At 61.3% G+C, this 18,460-nt stretch carries 16 protein-coding genes; 9 read left to right on the forward strand and 7 right to left on the reverse strand.

Translation table 11 applies throughout. The features are described from left to right. Nucleotides 1-15: 15 nt before the first annotated feature. On the reverse strand, nt 16-948 hold the full coding sequence (locus U367_RS0115995) for an iron-sulfur-binding ferredoxin reductase (protein WP_028617767.1): 933 nt from the start codon (nt 946-948) through the stop codon (nt 16-18). Between the two features lie 298 nt (nt 949-1,246). Between U367_RS0115995 and U367_RS0116005 the strand changes: the two genes are divergently transcribed. The 5 genes from U367_RS0116005 to U367_RS0116025 all read left to right on the forward strand — a co-directional run bounded on the left by U367_RS0116005 (nt 1,247) and on the right by U367_RS0116025 (nt 8,268). Further along, nucleotides 1,247-2,770, forward strand: a complete 1,524-nt coding sequence (locus U367_RS0116005) for a fumarate hydratase (RefSeq protein ID WP_016971118.1) — start codon at nt 1,247-1,249, stop codon at nt 2,768-2,770. A gap of 103 nt (nt 2,771-2,873) precedes the next feature. Next, the gene (locus U367_RS0116010; RefSeq protein ID WP_028617769.1) at nt 2,874-4,640 is read left to right on the forward strand and encodes an ATP-binding protein; all 1,767 of its coding nucleotides are present in this window, start codon (nt 2,874-2,876) and stop codon (nt 4,638-4,640) included. Next, nucleotides 4,634-5,959 (forward strand): sigma-54-dependent transcriptional regulator, encoded by a 1,326-nt coding sequence (locus U367_RS0116015; RefSeq protein ID WP_028617770.1) that lies wholly within the window; start codon nt 4,634-4,636, stop codon nt 5,957-5,959. The genes U367_RS0116010 and U367_RS0116015 overlap by 7 nt, the downstream gene beginning before the upstream one ends. 216 nt (nt 5,960-6,175) lie before the next feature. Next, nucleotides 6,176-7,495 (forward strand): MFS transporter, encoded by a 1,320-nt coding sequence (locus U367_RS0116020; protein ID WP_028617771.1) that lies wholly within the window; start codon nt 6,176-6,178, stop codon nt 7,493-7,495. 152 nt (nt 7,496-7,647) lie between these two features. Then, nucleotides 7,648-8,268: a flavin reductase family protein gene (locus U367_RS0116025; RefSeq protein ID WP_028617772.1), complete on the forward strand. Its 621-nt coding sequence runs from the start codon at nt 7,648-7,650 to the stop codon at nt 8,266-8,268. A gap of 99 nt (nt 8,269-8,367) precedes the next feature. On the opposite strand, the gene U367_RS0116030 is transcribed toward U367_RS0116025, so the two are convergent. After that, nucleotides 8,368-8,646, reverse strand: coding sequence for a hypothetical protein (locus U367_RS0116030; protein ID WP_028617773.1), 279 nt, complete (start codon nt 8,644-8,646; stop codon nt 8,368-8,370). 9 nt (nt 8,647-8,655) lie between these two features. Then, the gene (locus U367_RS0116035) at nt 8,656-8,997 is read right to left on the reverse strand and encodes an antibiotic biosynthesis monooxygenase family protein (protein WP_028617774.1); all 342 of its coding nucleotides are present in this window, start codon (nt 8,995-8,997) and stop codon (nt 8,656-8,658) included. A 328-nt stretch (nt 8,998-9,325) separates the two neighbouring features. Between U367_RS0116035 and U367_RS0116040 the strand changes: the two genes are divergently transcribed. Next, complete coding sequence (locus U367_RS0116040; protein WP_028617775.1) at nt 9,326-10,255, forward strand: AraC family transcriptional regulator; 930 nt, start codon at nt 9,326-9,328, stop codon at nt 10,253-10,255. Between the two features lie 43 nt (nt 10,256-10,298). On the opposite strand, the gene U367_RS0116045 is transcribed toward U367_RS0116040, so the two are convergent. The 4 genes from U367_RS0116045 to edd form a co-directional block, all read right to left on the reverse strand. Continuing rightward, complete coding sequence (locus U367_RS0116045; RefSeq protein WP_201769846.1) at nt 10,299-11,726, reverse strand: ATP-binding protein; 1,428 nt, start codon at nt 11,724-11,726, stop codon at nt 10,299-10,301. A 31-nt stretch (nt 11,727-11,757) separates the two neighbouring features. After that, complete coding sequence (locus U367_RS0116050) at nt 11,758-12,492, reverse strand: response regulator (RefSeq protein WP_025854798.1); 735 nt, start codon at nt 12,490-12,492, stop codon at nt 11,758-11,760. Nucleotides 12,493-12,615: 123 nt separating this feature from the next. After that, nucleotides 12,616-13,575, reverse strand: coding sequence for a glucokinase (locus U367_RS0116055; protein WP_028617777.1), 960 nt, complete (start codon nt 13,573-13,575; stop codon nt 12,616-12,618). After that, complete coding sequence (edd, locus tag U367_RS0116060) at nt 13,572-15,398, reverse strand: phosphogluconate dehydratase (protein ID WP_028617778.1); 1,827 nt, start codon at nt 15,396-15,398, stop codon at nt 13,572-13,574. The genes U367_RS0116055 and edd overlap by 4 nt, the downstream gene beginning before the upstream one ends. A 221-nt stretch (nt 15,399-15,619) precedes the next feature. Here edd and gap point away from each other — a divergent pair, with 221 nt between their 5' ends. From gap to U367_RS0116075, 3 genes are all read left to right on the forward strand, one after another. Next, complete coding sequence (gap, locus tag U367_RS0116065; RefSeq protein ID WP_028617779.1) at nt 15,620-16,621, forward strand: type I glyceraldehyde-3-phosphate dehydrogenase; 1,002 nt, start codon at nt 15,620-15,622, stop codon at nt 16,619-16,621. 196 nt (nt 16,622-16,817) lie between these two features. Further along, nucleotides 16,818-17,336, forward strand: a complete 519-nt coding sequence (locus U367_RS0116070) for an RNA polymerase sigma factor (RefSeq protein WP_028617780.1) — start codon at nt 16,818-16,820, stop codon at nt 17,334-17,336. Nucleotides 17,337-17,410: 74 nt separating this feature from the next. Beyond that, nucleotides 17,411-18,379, forward strand: coding sequence for a FecR family protein (locus tag U367_RS0116075; RefSeq protein ID WP_028617781.1), 969 nt, complete (start codon nt 17,411-17,413; stop codon nt 18,377-18,379). The last annotated feature ends 81 nt before the right edge of the window (nt 18,380-18,460 follow it).

Genomic DNA, 18,460 nt, shown 5'->3' on the forward strand with positions numbered 1-18,460 from the left:
TGTAGAGTTCAGCGCTCAACCACGGGGCAGGAACACATCGGCCAGCAGTTGATTACGCGGCAGTCCCGCCAGGAACAGACGCTTGGAAAACGCCTCGACACTGGCCGGGTGCCCGCAGAGTAAAGCCAGAGTTTGCCGCGAAACAAGCCGCAGTTGCGCCAATGCCTGGGTCGCCTGCGCCGCCGTCCACAGCTCCACCGTCACGTTGGGATGCTGTGCGGCCAGCTGCGCCAAGGGTTCGGCCAGGTAATGCCCCTCAGTATCATGGGCCAGGTGAATCACGCGGATGTCGCCCTGATGATCCTGGCGCAAGGCCTCTCGCAACACGCCCCAAAGAGGGCCAAGGCCGGTGCCGGACGCCAGCAGCCACAGCGGTCGGCTTTGCCAGTCGGGATCGTATTGCAGCGCGCCGCCGCGCAGTTCGCCCAACCGCAAACGGTCGCCCAGCTGCAACTGGCGGGCAAGATCACTGAATTCGCCAGGCAGACGGCAATCGAGGTGAAACTCCAGGAATGGGTCATCCTGGGGCAAGCTCGCCAGGGAATAGGGCCGCGCCACTTGTCCCGCCCACAACACCAGATGCTGCCCAGCCCGGTAGCGCAGGCCACGCTCGGGTTGCAGGCGCAGGCGCAGCACACTCGGGCTCAACCAATCGATACCCACCACCTGGGCCGGCAACCCATCACGCGTAGGATCAAAGGTTTCGACGCGCAGGTCCCCGCTCACCTGGCACTGGCACGCCAAGCGCCAGCCGTCCTGACGTTGCGCCGGGCTCAAGGCCTCGGGCTGCTTGTCATCGACCTCCCCCTGGCATCGCACCAGACACGCATGGCAACTGCCGGCGCGACAACTGTAAGGCACGGCCACACCTGCCTCGTTCAAGGAATCCAGCAGGTTGCTGCCGGTCGTTACCGACCAATGGCGTTCGCCGACATACAGTTCAGGCATATAACTCTCACCTGTAGGAGCGAGCTTGCTCGCGAAGATCGCTAACGATAACGCGGGGTGCCTGACGAAACCCATCAAATTCAAGTTTTTCGCGAGCAAGCTCGCTCCTACAACCCAATCGAGCCAGGCATTCATGACCATAGTCGGGTGTATCGGCCACCGAGCCGGGTTATACTGCCGCGCCTTTTTAGCGTCGCGCCTGCACCACTTTGGCGTGCCTTGGAAAGGTGAGCTCAGCCGACCGATGCAACACTGAGCCCACCTTTATTGAATGTTCCCTTATAGAGGAGCGCGACTCATGACCGTGATCAAGCAAGACGACCTGATTCAGAGCGTTGCCGACGCCCTGCAATTCATTTCCTACTACCACCCCGTGGATTTCATCCAGGCCATGCACGAAGCCTACCTGCGCGAAGAATCGCCAGCGGCCCGTGACTCCATCGCCCAGATCCTGATCAACTCGCGCATGTGCGCCACCGGCCATCGCCCGATCTGCCAGGACACCGGTATCGTTACCGTGTTCGTGCGCGTGGGCATGGACGTGCGTTGGGATGGCGCCACCATGGGCCTGGACGACATGATCAACGAAGGCGTGCGTCGCGCCTACAACCTGCCGGAAAACGTCCTGCGTGCCTCGATCCTGGCCGACCCGGCAGGCGCGCGTAAGAACACCAAGGACAACACCCCGGCGGTGATCCACTACTCCATCGTCCCGGGTAACACCGTGGAAGTGGACGTGGCAGCCAAGGGCGGCGGTTCCGAGAACAAGTCGAAAATGGCGATGCTCAACCCGTCCGACTCGATCGTTGACTGGGTATTGAAGACCGTTCCGACCATGGGCGCCGGCTGGTGCCCACCGGGCATGCTCGGCATCGGCATCGGCGGCACCGCCGAGAAAGCCGCCGTCATGGCCAAGGAAGTGTTGATGGAATCCATCGACATCCACGAGCTGAAAAAGCGCGGCCCGCAGAACCGTATCGAAGAGATGCGCCTGGAGCTGTTCGAGAAGGTCAACCAGCTGGGCATCGGCGCCCAGGGCCTGGGTGGCCTGACCACCGTGCTCGACGTGAAGATCATGGACTACCCGACCCACGCAGCGTCCTTGCCGGTGTGCATGATCCCCAACTGCGCCGCCACCCGCCACGCGCACTTCGTGCTCGACGGCTCGGGCCCGGCCTCGCTGGAAGCGCCACCGCTGGACGCCTACCCGGAAATCGTCTGGGAAGCTGGCCCATCGGCCCGTCGCGTCAACCTCGATACCCTGACTCCGGAAGAAGTGCAGAGCTGGCAGCCGGGCGAAACCGTGTTGCTCAACGGCAAGATGCTCACCGGTCGCGACGCCGCGCACAAGCGCATGGTCGAGATGCTGAACAAGGGCGAAACCCTGCCGGTGGACCTCAAGGGTCGCTTCATCTACTACGTCGGCCCGGTTGATCCAGTGCGCGAAGAAGTGGTTGGCCCAGCCGGCCCGACCACCGCGACGCGGATGGACAAGTTCACCCGTCAGATCCTCGAGCAAACCGGCCTGCTGGGCATGATCGGCAAATCCGAGCGCGGCCCGACTGCGATCGAAGCGATCAAGGACCACAAGGCCGTGTACCTGATGGCCGTGGGCGGCGCCGCTTACCTGGTGGCGCAAGCCATCAAGAAGTCGCGTGTTGTTGCCTTCGCCGAACTGGGCATGGAAGCGATCTACGAGTTCGACGTGAAGGACATGCCGGTCACCGTTGCTGTCGACAGCAAAGGCGAATCCGTGCACATCACCGGTCCTGCCATCTGGCAGAAAAAGATCAGTGAAAGCCTGGCGGTAGAAGTGCAGTAAGCGCTTCCCCTGCAAACATAAAGGCGACTGTGGCCATGGCCCAGTCGCCTTTTTTATGGCACATGGTATGGTGCACTCCCTTACCGTGCCTGCCCATCACCGTATGATCGTCATCCCTCGCCCCCTGCGCCTGACCTTCTATTCCTTGCTGATCATCGCTGGCGCGCTACTGGCCGCGGCCTTGGCCACGCGCCACGCCGAACGCCAGGCCCTGGTGGACGACGCCGCCCGCGCCAATCAGCAGCTTGCGCTGTACGCCAACTCGCTGCATACCCTGATCGAACGCTACCGCGCCCTGCCCGCCGTGCTGGCGTTGGACTCGGAGATGATCAATGCCTTGAAGGGCCCGCTGGATACCGCGACCCAGGATCTGCTCAACCGCAAGCTGGAGCGCATCAACGGCGCGGCGCAGTCATCCACCCTGGAATTGATGGACCGCACCGGCCTGGCCGTGGCCGCCAGCAACTGGAACCTGCCCAGCAGTTATGTGGGCCACAACTACGCGTTTCGCCCTTATTTCAGCCAAACCTTGAGTCAGGGCACTGGGCGCTTTTACGCGGTGGGCGTGACCACCGGCATACCCGGTTACTTCCTCTCCAGCGCGGTGGTCGATGAACACGAACAGTTCCTCGGCGCGATGGTGGTCAAGCTTGAGTTCCCCGAACTTGAACGTGAGTGGGCCCAAGGCAATGACCTGCTGCTGGTCAGTGATGCGCGTGGCATTGTGTTCATCGCCAATCAACCCGGTTGGCGTTATCGCAACCTGCGACCGTTGTCGGCCAGCGACCTTGCCGAGCTGAAAGCCACACGCCAATACGACAAGAAACATCTGCAGGCACTCGAAACCAGCACCCTGCAACGCTTCGACGAAAACAGCCACCTGATGCGCGTCAACGGCCCGGATGGCAGTGCCAATTACATCTGGGAATCCCTGCCGTTGAAGGCCGAAGGCTGGACCTTGCACCTGCTGCGCAAACCGCAGTTCGCCTTTGAAGATCAACGTAACGCTGGCCTGGCTGCCGCCGGCTCCTGGCTGGCGCTGGTGTTCCTGGTGCTGTTCCTGACCCAACGCTGGCGCCTGGCCCGCTTGCGCCAGCGCAGTCGCGAAGAACTTGAGCAACTGGTGGAAGAACGCACCCAGGCGCTGCGTACCGCCCAGGATGGCTTGGTGCAATCGGCCAAATTGGCGGCGCTGGGACAGATGTCCGCCGCCCTCGCCCACGAAATCAATCAGCCACTCACCGCCCAACGCATGCAATTGGCCACGTTGCGCCTGCTGCTGGATCACGGTCGTGTCGACGACGCCTACCAGGCGCTCACGCCACTGGACGACATGCTCACGCGCATGGCCGCCCTCACCGGCCACCTCAAGACCTTCGCGCGCAAAAGCCCCAGTGGTTTGCGTGAACGCCTGGACCTGGCCACCGTGGTCGACCAGTCGCTGCACCTGCTCGATGCGCGCCTGCGCGATGAATCCATCGGCGTGGTGCTGGACCTGACCCGCCCCGCCTGGGTGCGCGGCGATGCCATCCGCTTGGAACAGGTCCTGATCAACCTGCTGCGCAACGCCCTCGACGCCATGGCCGACAAACCGCGCAAACGCCTGGAGATCCGCCTGCATGCCGACCAACAACTGTGGCGACTGACCGTCAGCGACAGCGGCGGCGGGATTGCCGACGAGCACCTGAACAGCGTGTTCGACCCGTTCTTCACCACCAAGCCTGTGGGTGATGGCCTCGGCTTGGGGCTGGCGGTGTCCTACGCTATCGTGCACGAATTGGGTGGGCGCCTGATCGCCAGCAATCGCGGCGACGGCGCGGTATTTACCCTGACCCTGCCTATCGCGCTGGAGACGCCCGACCTATGTTGAACGCGGTGATTGTGGTCGATGACGAAGCCAGCATCCGCACGGCCGTCGAGCAGTGGCTGAGCCTCTCGGGGTTCGAGGTGCAGTTGTTCAGCCGCGCCGAGGAATGCCTGGCGCAATTGCCCAAGGATTTCCCCGGCGTGATCCTCAGCGATGTGCGCATGCCCGGACTCAGCGGGCTCGAACTGCTGGCCGAGGTACAGCGCCGCGATGCCGATTTACCGGTCATCCTGCTCACCGGCCACGGCGATGTACCGATGGCGGTTGAGGCCATGCGCGACGGGGCCTACGACTTCCTGGAAAAACCCTTCAGCCCCGATGCCCTGCTCAACAGCCTGCGCCGTGCCCTGGACAAGCGCGGGCTGATCCTGGAGAACCGCCGCCTGCATCAACAGGCCGATCATCGCGCGCAGTTGGAGTCGACCCTGCTCGGCGTGTCCCGTGGTTTGCAGACCTTGCGCCGCCAGGTGCTGGACCTGGCGAGCCTGCCGGTCAACGTACTGATCCGTGGCGAGACCGGCAGCGGCAAGGAAATGGTCGCCCGTTGCCTGCATGATTTTGGCCCTCGGTCGAAGAAACCCTTTGTCGCGCTCAACTGCGCCGCCATCCCCGAGCAGTTGTTTGAAGCCGAACTATTCGGCCACGAAAGCGGCGCGTTTACTGGCGCGCAGGGCAAGCGCATCGGCAAACTGGAATATGCCCACGGTGGCACGCTGTTCCTCGATGAAATCGAAAGCATGCCGCTGGCCCAACAGGTGAAACTGCTGCGAGTGTTGCAAGAACAGAAACTGGAGCGACTGGGCTCCAACCAGAGTATCCACGTGGACCTGCGCATCATCGCCGCCACCAAGCCGGACCTGCTGGAAGAGGCCCGCGCCGGGCGCTTTCGCGAAGACCTGGCCTATCGCTTGAACGTCGCGCAACTGCGCCTGCCGCCTTTGCGTGAGCGCCGCGAAGATATCCCGCTGCTGTTCGACCACTTTGCACAGAGTGCCGCCGAGCGCCTGGGCCGCAGCGTCGAACCCCTGAGCGGCGCTCAACTGGGGCGCCTGCTCAGCCATGATTGGCCAGGAAATGTGCGTGAACTGGCCAACGTCGCCGAACGCCAGGTATTGGGCCTTGGCGAACCGGAACCGGAAGGCATCGAGGCTGGGCAATCCCTGGCTGCGCAGCAGGAGGCCTTCGAAGCCCACTGCCTGAAAGCCGCGTTGACCCGGCACAAGGGCGATATCAAGGCCGTATTGGCCGAGCTGCAACTGCCACGCCGGACCTTCAATGAAAAGATGCAGCGCCATGGGTTGGTGCGGGACACCTTCCTGTAGGCGCTGGCTTGCCAGCGCCTACAATGGGCAGTGCGCGCCCGCGCCAATAAGCGGATTTCCGCTCACCCATTGAAAATCATCAGCGGCTTTCCGCTCAAAAAAATCCTCGAACCCCTCTAGTGCGGGCCTTCATCCACCTGGCACAGCTCCTGCTATAGCTCGAGCCAGGCTGCGCACGCGCCGCTCCATAAAAACAACTAGATGAAGGATCCTTCAATGGATAACTCCAACGCCCTGCCTCTGGGGTCGGCGGCCGCGCCGACGAAAGAGCGCACTACCTCCAGCCGCATCAAATCGATTTTCAGTGGTTCCGTCGGCAACATGGTCGAGTGGTACGACTGGTACGTCTACGCCGCCTTCTCGTTGTACTTCGCCAAGACCTTCTTCCCGAAAGGCGACACCACCGCCCAACTGCTCAACACCGCCGCGATCTTCGCCGTTGGCTTCCTGATGCGCCCGATCGGTGGCTGGCTGATGGGCCTGTACGCCGACAAAGTCGGGCGTAAAAAAGCCTTGATGGCCTCGGTCTACCTGATGTGCTTTGGTTCGCTGCTGATCGCCCTGAGCCCAGGCTATGAAATGATTGGTATCGGTGCACCGATCCTGCTGGTGTTTGCCCGTTTGCTGCAGGGGTTGTCGGTCGGCGGCGAATACGGCACGTCCGCCACCTACCTCAGCGAGATGGCGACCAAGGAACGCCGTGGTTTCTACTCCAGCTTCCAGTACGTGACCTTGATCTCCGGACAGCTCATCGCACTGGCCGTGCTGATCGTGCTGCAACAAGTCCTGACCACCGAGCAGTTGTATGCCTGGGGCTGGCGTATCCCGTTCGCCATCGGCGCGCTGTGCGCAGTCGTCGCGCTGTACCTGCGTCGTGGCATGGAAGAAACCGAGTCATTCACCAAGAAGGAAAAAGCCAAGGAAAGCGCGATGCGCACCTTGATGCGCCACCCCAAGGAACTGCTGACCGTGGTCGGCCTGACCATGGGCGGCACCTTGGCCTTCTACACCTACACCACCTACATGCAGAAATACCTGGTGAACACCGTCGGCATGAGCATTTCCGACTCCACCACCATCTCGGCAGCGACGCTGTTCCTGTTCATGTGCCTGCAACCCATCGTCGGTGGGCTGTCGGACAAAGTCGGCCGTCGCCCGATCCTGATCGCCTTCGGCATCCTCGGCACGCTGTTCACCGTGCCGATCCTCACCACCCTGCACACCATCCAGAGCTGGTGGGGCGCGTTCTTCCTGATCATGGCGGCGCTGATCATCGTCAGCGGCTACACCTCGATCAACGCCGTGGTGAAGGCCGAGCTGTTCCCTACCGAAATCCGCGCCCTGGGCGTGGGCCTGCCGTATGCGCTGACCGTATCGATTTTTGGCGGTACTGCTGAATACATCGCGCTGTGGTTCAAGAGCATCGGCATGGAAACCGGCTACTACTGGTATGTGACCGCGTGTATCGCGGTGTCGCTGGTGGTCTATGTGACCATGAAGGACACGCGTAAGCACTCGCGCATAACCACCGACTAACCGTTGAACGCAGTTCGAAATGTGGGAGCGGGCTTGCCCGCGAAAGCGGTGTGTCAGTCAACGATTGTAGAGACTGAACCACCGTATTCGCGGGCAAGCCCGCTCCCACATTGGGTATGATGCTGGTCCCGAAATCGAGAACAGAACAGGCCATGTCCGACGATATCCATTTCTACGAACCCGCCAACGGCCACGGCCTGCCCCATGACCCTTTCAATGCCATCGTCGGTCCACGGCCGATCGGCTGGATTTCGTCCCACGACAGCGAAGGCCGCCTGAACCTGGCGCCCTACAGCTTCTTCAACGCGTTCAACTACATTCCGCCGATCATCGGGTTTTCCAGTGTCGGGCGCAAAGACAGCCTGAACAACATCGAACAGACCGGCGAGTTTGTGTGGAACCTGGCAACCCGCCCGCTGGCCGAGCAGATGAACCAGAGTTGCGCCCCGGTTTCACCCGAGGTGAATGAGTTCGAATTGTCCGGCCTGACACCGGTGGCTTCGAAAATCGTGGGCGTGCCACGGGTGGGCGAGAGCCCGGTGTCGTTCGAGTGCAAGGTGACGCAAATCATCCAGCTTCAGCGCGCCGACAAGGCATTGGTGCCTAGCTGGCTGGTGTTGGGCGAGGTGGTCGCGGTGCACATAGCCAAGTGGTTGCTCAAGGACGGTATCTACGACACCGCCGCCGCCGAGCCGATTCTGCGCGGTGGCGGCCCGGCGGATTACTTCCAGTTGGGCCCTGAGGCCCTGTTCAAGATGTATCGACCGAAATAAATCCTGTAGGAGCGAGCTTGCTCGCGAAGGGCGTCATTAATAACGCGGGCATCTTGATACGCTGCGGCGCCCTTGGATTTTTCGCGAGCAAGCTCGCTCCTACAGGACGGCGGGTGCCCAGTTCAGCACGCCTTCTTCATCGACATCGACCAAGCACTCAAGCTGCTGGGTGGCCGCATCGTCGGCGTCGGAGGCCGTGGTGAACTTTTGTCCATCAAGGATCTTGTGAAACTGCGGTGCGCCCATGCCATCCAGTGCCTTGACGGCGACGGCGGCGCTGTAGCCACCCTCCCCCGGTACTACGGCGGAAACGGCTTCGTGGTGGGCAAATTGTTTACGTGCCATGTTGCTGGTCCTGGCCAATGGAAAGTCGGCCATTCTAGACCTTCAGCCGGCGAGTTGCAGGTACTCGCCGTAGGCGTGTGCAGCGGATGCGTCAGTAAAGGTCTGGAAGTCCATGCTGCGGACCACCATGTCATTCAACAGCTCGGTCAGGATCATCAGGGCTGGTGAGTTGAAGTAGGCGCTCATCGCCTCCTCACTGCTCCAGAAACCGGAGATCAACCAGACATCGGGATCGACCTGGGAATGCTGCAACGAGAACTGCAGGCAACCCTGAGCCTGACGGCCCGGTTCGATCAAACTGCTCAAGCGTGCACCGAGTTCGGTGCTGCACCCGGTGCGGGCGCGGATAAAGGCCATATGGCTCGCGGGAATGGGGGTGGACATGTTCGACTCTCCCGTTGAGAAGTGATGCTCGGCAAGCACTGTGAGGGCGTGTTGCCACAGGATCAAAGATAACGGCGCGGGGGCGGGCGCGGTTAGTCAATTCCTGTCGGCTTATTGCACAATCCTGCGAGAAGCGTAGAGAGGACGTCTGGCGCAGACGTTTTATTCCATGGGTCAACGCCTTGTTTCAGGGAGATGACAGGCCCCGCGATTGCCTGATTCACGATGCGTCGCAGGATCAGGCAAGGATTGTGCAGAATCGACGTAACACTTTTTGAAAAGCCGCCGCTAAGCTGAGCCCATCGAAGTAGCCAGTAGAGGACGCTCCATGTCGTCGCCCGAACATAAAGCCATGCCCCTCGATGCCGAGATGGAAAAACAGCGCGCCGAACTGGCCAGCATCGTGCACCGGCATACCTGGGAGGACGGCTCCTACGGCACCGCCATCACCACCTTGTTCCTGAACCGCCACAACACGCCGCGCGACTTCATGCCGGTACTGGTGGAGCCTGCCCTGTGCATTCTGGCCAGCGGCAGCAAGGAAGTGCGCCTGGCCGACGAGATCTTTGCCTACGACCCACTCAATTACCTGGTGTTCTCGGTGGCGATGCCGGTGGCCGGGCGGATCATTGATGCCACCCCGGAAGACCCGAACCTGTCGGTGCGCATCAATATCGACCCGGCGCAGTTGACGGCCTTGATCGCGGAAGCAGGGCCGATGGGCGTGCCCTCGCGTCCGACCTCCCGTGGCATGTATGTCGACCGCATCGACGGCCAACTGCTCGACGCCGTGCTGCGCCTGGCGCGCCTGCTGGACTCGCCCAAAGACATCGCCATGTTGGCGCCGCTGATCAACCGGGAAATTCTTTATCGCCTGTTGCGGGGTCCACAGGGTTATCGCCTGTATGAAATCGCCGTGGCCAACAGTCAGAGCCATCGGGTCAGCCAGGCGATCAAGTGGTTGAACGGCAATTACGAGCAACCACTGCGCATCGATGACCTGGCCAAGGAAGTGAACCTCAGCGTCTCGACCTTGCACCACCGCTTCAAGGCAATCACCGCCATGAGCCCGTTGCAGTACCAGAAGCAACTGCGCTTGCAGGAAGCGCGGCGGTTGATGATCGCCGAAGGGTTGGAAGCGTCGGCGGCCGGGTATCGCGTGGGGTATGAAAGCCCGTCGCAGTTTAGCCGCGAGTACAGCCGGCTCTTCGGTGCGCCGCCATTGCGTGACCTGGCCCGATTGCGCCAGAGCATCTGACTCAACGGAGATCAAGATGTGGGAGTGGCGGTTTTGTGTTTATTCAGTCCAGACCGCGGGGTAGCTGCAAGGTCACCCGCAACCCTCCCTCGCGCAGATTCTGCAAACTCACTTCCCCACCATGGCTATGGGCAATGTTGCGCGCAATTCCCAACCCCAAGCCATAGCCCTGCTGCTGCCCAGCCAGGCGGAAGTGAGGTTCGAAAACTTGCTCCAGGCGTTGCTCGGGTACGCCTGGTCCTTCGTCATCCACATGCAGGATGAACTCCACGCCATCGTCCTCGATGTACAGGTGGGCGTTCTGACCGTACTTCAACGCGTTGTCGATCAGGTTGCCGATGCAACGCTTGAGCGCCAGCGGCTTGCCCGGATATGCCGTCAACGCCCGGCCATGCTGGGTCACGCGGCCATTCCCGTTCGGCGCCAGGTACGGCTCCACCAGGCAATCGAGCACATGGTTCAGGTCGACCGGCTCGATGTTTTCGTGGATATCCGTATCTTTCACGCATTGCAGCGCGCCCTTCACCAACAACTCCAGCTCATCCAGGTCGCGGCCGAACTTGGTTTGCAGGTTCTCGTCTTCGAGCAATTCCACGCGTAGGCGCAGGCGGGTGATCGGTGTGCGCAAGTCGTGGGAAATCGCGCTGAACAACTGGCTGCGCTCGGTCAGGTAACGGCTGATGCGCTCGCGCATGGCATTGAACGCACGGCCCACTTCGACCACTTCGCTGCCGCCACCTTCGGCGACTGGCTCTACATCGGCGCCCAGGGACATGTCCCGCGCCGCCCGTGCCAGACGCTTGAGCGGTCGGCTCTGCCAATGCACCAGCAAACCGATGAACAGCAGCAGAAAACCGCTGGTCAGCACGATAAACCACACCTGCTGGGACGGCAGGCCTTGCTCTTCAAGACTGGTGTAGGGCTCGGGCAATAGCGAGGCGATGTACAGCCATTCGCCAGGCGCGAGCTGAATCTGAGTGACCAGCACCGGCGGGTTTACCGGCTCCAGGGTCAGTGCGTAGTGGGCCCAGGAACGCGGCAGTTCATCAAGTTTGAGGCCGGCATTGAAGATGCGCAGGTCTTCGGCGCTGACAAACTCCACCGAGATATGCACATCGGCACCGAGGGTTTGTTTCAGCACTTCATCGACCGCTTCAAGCACGGCCTGCTTACGCGGGGTTTGCGGCAGGATGGCCATGTCCAACGGGCGATCATTGAGGGTCACGACGAAACGCGTGCCGCCCATGCTGCGCAATTGGTCGAGGACCAATGGGCGATAGGCCACCGGCAATGAACGGAAATAACTCACGCTGGCGGTCATCGAATGCGCCAGGCTGCGGGCGCTGGTGACCAGGCCTTCGAGCTGTGTGGCACGCAACTGCGAGACCCAGATCACGCTGGACAGCGCCTGGGCAAACAACACCGCCAGCAACGTTAGCAGCAGCATGCGCCCCAGCAACGAACGTGGCACCGGGAAGCGGCGACGGCGTTCAGTCAGATGTTCAGTGGGCATTGCCGGCAACCACGCTGGCTGCCAGTTGATAACCGCTGCCGCGCACCGTGCGGATCAGCCTCGGGGGTTTTTCGGTATCGCGCAAGCGTTGGCGCAGGCGGCTGACGGCCATGTCGACGATACGGTCCAGCGGCATCAGGTCGCGGCCACGGGTAGCGTTGCCGATGGTGTCACGGTCGAGGATCTGTTGCGGGTGGTCGAGAAACAATTTGAGCAGGGCGAAATCGGCCCCGGAGAGGATCACTTCTTCGCCGTCTACATGAAACAGGCGGTGGCTGATCATATCCAGGCGCCATTCATCAAACACCAGCACGTCCCCACCTACGCTGCGCTCCTGGCCGAACTGGCAACGGCGCAACAGGGCCTTGATCCGCGCCTGCAACTCGCGGGGGCTGAACGGCTTGCCGATGTAGTCGTCGGCGCCCAGTTCCAAGCCAATCACGCGGTCGGCCTCGTCGGAACTGGCGGTGAGCATGATGATCGGCACCTGCGCCTGGCGCGGGTGCTGGCGGATCCAGCGGCAAAGGCTGAAACCGTCTTCGTCCGGCAACATCACATCGAGGATGACCAGGTCGCACGGCGCCTCGTTCATCGCTTGGCGGAACCCCGCGCCATCCGGCACGCCACGCACCTGGAAACCGGCGCGACTGAGGTAGGTCTGCAGCAATTCGCGGATTTCCTGGTCGTCGTCGACGAGGAGAATCGATTTACTGATTACGCTCACGGGGTCCTCCTTGTTGTTATGGCCAATCTGTAGGAGCGAGCTTGCTCGCGAAAATCCTGAAGCTGCTGCGTATCACCTGATGCGCTGCGTTATCGTTAACGTTCTTCGCGAGCAAGCTCGCTCCTACATGGCAAAAGCCTGCTCAAGCGCCACCCCAGCCCCGGTCAATCCGGAATACGGCGCGGTCACCAACCACACCGGAATGCCTTTGAAGTAGTCGCTCATACAGCCTTTGTCGGCGAAACTCTTGGCAAAGCCGCTGTTGATAAAGAAGTCGGCAAACCTCGGTATCACCCCGCCCACGATGTACACGCCACCGCGTCCACCGGTGGTCAGTACATTGTTGCCGGCAACGCGGCCCAGCCAGATGCTGAACTGGTCCAATACTTCCATCGCCACCGGGTCGCCGGCCAGGCCTGCGGCCGTGATGGCCTCGGGGGTTTCCAGTACCGGCGTGTGGCCGTCGACCGCGCAAATGGCACGGTACAGACGCGGCAAGCCGCCACCGCTCAAGGCGGTTTCGGCGCTGACGTGGCCGATCTCAGTGTAGATGTGCTGCCACAGCTGGGTTTCACGCGGGCTGCTGAGGGGCAGGTCGACATGCCCGCCCTCCCCCGGCAACGCCGCAAAACGGCCAGCGCCGAGGTCCAGCAGGGTCCCGACACCCAGGCCAGTGCCAGGGCCAATCACTACCGCCGGGCGCAATGGCTCCGGCGTACCCTCGCAGACCACGCGAAATTCGTCGGGCTTGAGGCGGGTCATGCCCAAGGCCATGGCCGAGAAGTCATTGACCAGCAGCAGTTCATCGACCTGCAACGTCTTGCAAAACGCAGTCTTGCTCAGGCGCCAGTGATTGTTGGTGAATTTAAATTCATCGCCGCTTACCGGCCCGGCCACCGACAGGCACACCGCACCGATGTCGCCGATTTCCAGGCCTTCCTCCTTGAGGTAAACCTTGATCGCATCTTCAGGGCTGGAGTGATCCGCCGTGGCATGCACGCGGATCGAATGCAGTTCCTGATCGCGCCACAACGCAAAACGGGCGTTGGTGCCCCCGATATCACCGACCAGCGCAAGCTTCACTTAAGCGTCTCCAAGGCAGAGGTAAAGGCGCTGGCGCCCTGCTCTGCGGAGCTTGCGGCCAAGCGCATAAATGCAAACAGCTCGCGACCGGCCCCCACGTTATTGCCCAACAGGCCCGTGGCAGGCGCGCGCGCTGCGAATTCGTCGGCGTCCACCTTAAGCTCCAAGGTGCCCTTCACGCCATCCACGCGAATGATATCGCCATCGCGCACCCGCGCCAGTGGCCCGCCGCTCTGGGCTTCGGGGTTGACGTGGATCGCGGCGGGGATCTTACCCGACGCGCCGGACATACGCCCGTCTGTTACCAGTGCGACTTTGAAGCCACGGTCCTGCAACACGCCAAGGAACGGCGTCATCTTGTGCAATTCGGGCATGCCATTGGAGCGCGGGCCCTGGAAGCGCATGACGGCCACGAAGTCTTTTTCCAACTGACCGGCCTTGAACGCGTCGGCCAGGTCTTGCTGGTCCTGGAACACCACCGCCGGCGCTTCAACAATTTGATGTTCCGGAGCCACGGCAGACACTTTCATCACGCCACGACCGAGGTTGCCTTCCATCACACGCAAGCCACCTTCCGGCGAGAACGCACGGGCCACGGGACGCAGGATGCTTTCGTCGAGGCTTTCGATCGGACCGTCGCGCCAGATCAGCTCGCCGTCGACCAGGAATGGTTCCTGGGTGTAGCGGCTCAGGCCCTTGCCGGCCACCGTGTTGACGTCCTCGTGAAGCAGGCCGGCTTCGAGCAGCTCGCGGATCAGGAACGACATGCCGCCCGCCGCCTGGAAGTGGTTGATGTCGGCCTTGCCGTTTGGATACACGTGGGACAGGGTCGGCACCACCTCGGAGAGGTCAGCCATGTCGTCCCAGGTAAGAATAATGCCCGCCGACATGGCGATCGCCGGCATGTGCAGGGTGTGGTTGGTCGAACCACCAGTGGCGTTGAGGGCGATGATGGAGTTGACGATGGATTTCTCATCGACGATCTCGCCGATCGGCATGAAGCTGCCGTTGGCCTTGGTCAGGCGGGTGACCTGGTGCGCGGCTTCGCGGGTCAGCGCATCGCGCAGCGGCGTGTACGGGTTGACGAACGAGGCGCCCGGCAGGTGCAAGCCCATCACTTCCATCAGCAACTGGTTGGTGTTGGCGGTGCCGTAGAAGGTACAGGTGCCAGGGCTGTGGTAGGACTTCATCTCCGATTCCAGCAGCTCTTCGCGGGTGGCCTTGCCTTCGGCGTAGCGCTGGCGCACGTCGGCTTTCTGCTTGTTGGAGATGCCCGACGGCATCGGGCCGCCCGGTACGAATATCATCGGCAAGTGGCCGTAGCGCAGCGCGCCCATCATCAGGCCGGGGACGATCTTGTCGCAAATGCCCAACATCAGCGCGGCATCGAACATGTTGTGGGACAGCGCTACCGCCGTGGACATGGCAATGACTTCACGGCTGAGCAGGCTCAACTCCATCCCAGGCTCGCCCTGGGTCACGCCGTCACACATGGCAGGGGTGCCGCCGGCGAACTGGCCGACCGAGCCGACTTCGCGCAGGGCTTTCTTGATCTGTTCAGGAAAATGTTCGTACGGCTGGTGCGCCGAGAGCATGTCGTTATATGACGAAACAATTGCCACGTTGGCGGCATTCATCATGCGCAGACTATTTTTATCTTCAGTGCCGCAACCGGCCACGCCGTGGGCGAAGTTGGCGCATTGCAGCTTGCCGCGCATCGGACCGTCGGTGGCTGCACCGCGAATGAGCGCAAGGTAGGCCTCGCGGGTGGCGCGGCTGCGGGCGATAAGCCGTTCGGTGACCTCAAGAACGCGGGGATGCATGTGTAGAACTCCAGGCTAACGGATGTGGCGACCTGAGTGTCTATGCTGATCAAACGCCCGCAGCGCATGGGATGGCAGGGAGTCGTTTGGATCATCGGACCAGTTGATTCAGGTCACTCGTTGTAGATTGAACAAAATATTGCCACTAAAAAGGCTTGTTTTCTATTTTTATGCGAATAATCTTGTAATTCTTACAACAAATCGACGACAGGCACTCTCCAATGACTCTTCGTATCGCAATCAATGGTTTTGGCCGTATCGGCCGTAATGTCCTGCGCGCACTGTATACCCAAGGCTACCGCCAGGATTTGCAGATCGTCGCCATCAACGATCTGGGCGACAGTTCGATCAACGCCCACCTGCTCAAATACGACACCGTGCATGGCACTTTCGAAGCAGAGGTCGCTCACGATCAGGAAAGCCTGACCGTCAATGGCGACCGGATTGCCGTCAGTGCCATTCGCAACCCAGCCGACCTGCCGTGGGCTGCACACAAGATCGACGTGGTGTTCGAATGCACCGGCCTGTTCACCGAACGTGACAAAGCTGCCGCCCATATTACCGCCGGCGCGCGCAAGGTGATCATTTCCGCACCGGCCAAGGGCGCGGACGCGACCGTGGTCTATGGCGTCAACCACGACATTCTGCGTCAATCCCACCAGATCATCTCCAACGCTTCGTGCACCACCAACTGCCTGGCGCCTGTGGCTCAAGTGCTGCACCGCGAGCTGGGCATCGAAAGCGGCCTGATGACCACGATTCACGCCTACACCAACGACCAGAACCTGACCGACGTCTACCACACCGACCCGTATCGTGCGCGTTCGGCCACCCAGAACATGATCCCGAGCAAAACCGGCGCCGCTGAAGCCGTCGGCCTGGTGCTGCCGGAACTGGCGGGCAAGCTGACCGGCATGGCGGTGCGTGTACCGGTGATCAACGTGTCGCTGGTGGACCTCACCGTGCAGTTGAAGAAAGAAGCCACCGCCGAACAGGTCAACGCGCTGCTCAAGGATGCCAGCCAGCATTCGAAGATTCTGGGTTACAACACCCTGCCGCTGGTTTCCAGCGACTTCAACCACAACCCGTTGTCGTCGATCTTCGATGCCAATCACACCAAAGTCAGCGGCAAGTTGCTGAAAGTGCTGGCTTGGTATGACAACGAGTGGGGCTTCTCCAACCGTATGTTGGATAACTGCCTGGCATTGTGTAACGCCGAGTAATCCAGTGGGAGTGGGCTTGTGTGGGAGCGGGCTTGCTCGCGAATACAGACGCCTCGGTTCATCTGAATACCGAGGTGATGCATTCGCGAGCAAGCCCGCTCCCACATTTGTCCTGTGCAACACCGGGCAACGTGCCACTTGCCATTTGCGTTGATGATAAGCATTATCATTAACTGCAAACCGGTCTGGTATCACTGTGAGCCAATCTCGCTTCAACCATGTCTTTCTCACCCAACGGGTGATTCTGCTTCGCACCTTGCAGCGGATGGTGAATAACCACAGCACCGCCGAGGACCTGTTGCAGGAAACCTACCTGCGCGTCACTCGGGCCCTGAGCGAGCGGCCGATCGATCACCTTGAACCCTTCGTGTTTCAGACGGCGCGCAACCTGGCGCTGGACCATCTGCGTGCGCGCAGGATCCAGGCCCGCACGCTGCAAGAAGATGTTCCGCTGGATGTCCTGCAAAGCGTCGCCGCCCCCATCAGTACCCCCGAAGATGCCACCCAAGCCGAGCAAATGCTCGAAGCCCTGAGCGTCAGCCTCGGCCAGTTGAGCGCCCGCCAACAACAGATCTTCATCCTCAGCCGCCTGCATGGTTGCAGTTACCAGGAGATCGCCGATCAGTTGGAAGTGTCCTTGAGCACCGTGCAAAAGGAACTCAAATTGATTATGGCTATCTGCGTAGGTGTGGCCGAACGGCTGGATCGGCCTTAAGCTTCACCCAACAGAAGCGTCGATCCCAGCTGCAAGAAAGTTGAATAGAACGTGGCGAAGACCCGAGGAACACCGTGACGGACCCGAATAAACTGCGCCCTCTCGAGCTGGCTCATGAGGTGTTGCAAGACACGGCCATGGACCAAGCCCTTGACTGGCTGATCGCCTTGCAGTGCCCGCAACCCGGGCAACAGACCGAATTCGAAGCCTGGCTGGCCAGCGATCCCGCCCACGTCCACGCCTTCGCCAAGGCCCAAGCCGCATGGGAGCGCGCGCCGGTTCACAGTGCCGCCGTCGCACTGGCCGTACCGCGCAAGTCCAGCGCTTGGCGCCGCATCAAACCGCATTGGAAACCGCTGGCCACCGCCGCTGTGCTGCTGATCGGCCTGTTCAGCTTCAGCAACCTGCCGGTGCGTCTGCAAGCCGACCACCTCACCGTGGTGGGCGAACGCCAGCGCCTGCAACTGGATGACGGCTCCAAAGTGTTGCTGAACACCAACTCGGCATTTTCCAGCAGTATCAAGGACCATCAGCGCCTCGCCCGACTGTACCAGGGCGAGGCGTTTTTCGAAGTCGTGCCCAACCATGGCCTGCCCCTGGAAATCGACGCCGGCCCCGTGCGCGCCAGCGTGCGTGATACCGCGTTCGCCGTGCGCTACCTGAATGGCGAAGCGCAGGTGCAAGTGCAACGCGGCGATGTCGACCTGAGCAACACCTTCGATGATGCCCGCGTGCGCTTGCGCGCCGGTGAAAGTATCCGCATCGGGCCCAAGGGTTTTGGCCAGCCGGCCAAGCTGGACGCCAACAAGGATCTGGCCTGGGTGCAAGGCCGGCTGATCTTCGAAAACTGCCCGATGAGCGAAGTGCTCGCCGAGCTGCGCCGTTATTATCCCGGCTGGATCGTCAACACCAATGATCAACTGGCCAGCGTCGCCGTCACCGGCAATTACCGCCTCGACCAGCCCCTGGACGTGGTGCGCTCCCTGGCCCACATCACCTCGGCCAAGCTGTCGGAATACCCGGCGCTGGTGATCTTGAACTAAATGAGAATTATTTTTACTCGATAGCCGAGGATCGTACGTCTCGTCTTAGCCAATGCAACTGATTCCTATTTGTTTCAGTTC

Origin of the sequence: Pseudomonas canadensis (assembly GCF_000503215.1) — a bacterium.
In the GTDB taxonomy this organism is placed as follows: domain Bacteria; phylum Pseudomonadota; class Gammaproteobacteria; order Pseudomonadales; family Pseudomonadaceae; genus Aquipseudomonas; species Aquipseudomonas canadensis.

Coding starts and splice junctions, on each gene's coding strand:
- U367_RS0115995 (WP_028617767.1), bottom strand. CDS start 948: ATGCCTGAACTGTATGTCGGCGAACGCCATTGGTCGGTAACGACCGGC.
- U367_RS0116005 (WP_016971118.1), top strand. CDS start 1,247: ATGACCGTGATCAAGCAAGACGACCTGATTCAGAGCGTTGCCGACGCC.
- U367_RS0116010 (WP_028617769.1), top strand. CDS start 2,874: ATGATCGTCATCCCTCGCCCCCTGCGCCTGACCTTCTATTCCTTGCTG.
- U367_RS0116015 (WP_028617770.1), top strand. CDS start 4,634: ATGTTGAACGCGGTGATTGTGGTCGATGACGAAGCCAGCATCCGCACG.
- U367_RS0116020 (WP_028617771.1), top strand. CDS start 6,176: ATGGATAACTCCAACGCCCTGCCTCTGGGGTCGGCGGCCGCGCCGACG.
- U367_RS0116025 (WP_028617772.1), top strand. CDS start 7,648: ATGTCCGACGATATCCATTTCTACGAACCCGCCAACGGCCACGGCCTG.
- U367_RS0116030 (WP_028617773.1), bottom strand. CDS start 8,646: ATGGCCGACTTTCCATTGGCCAGGACCAGCAACATGGCACGTAAACAA.
- U367_RS0116035 (WP_028617774.1), bottom strand. CDS start 8,997: ATGTCCACCCCCATTCCCGCGAGCCATATGGCCTTTATCCGCGCCCGC.
- U367_RS0116040 (WP_028617775.1), top strand. CDS start 9,326: ATGTCGTCGCCCGAACATAAAGCCATGCCCCTCGATGCCGAGATGGAA.
- edd (WP_028617778.1), bottom strand. CDS start 15,398: ATGCATCCCCGCGTTCTTGAGGTCACCGAACGGCTTATCGCCCGCAGC.
- gap (WP_028617779.1), top strand. CDS start 15,620: ATGACTCTTCGTATCGCAATCAATGGTTTTGGCCGTATCGGCCGTAAT.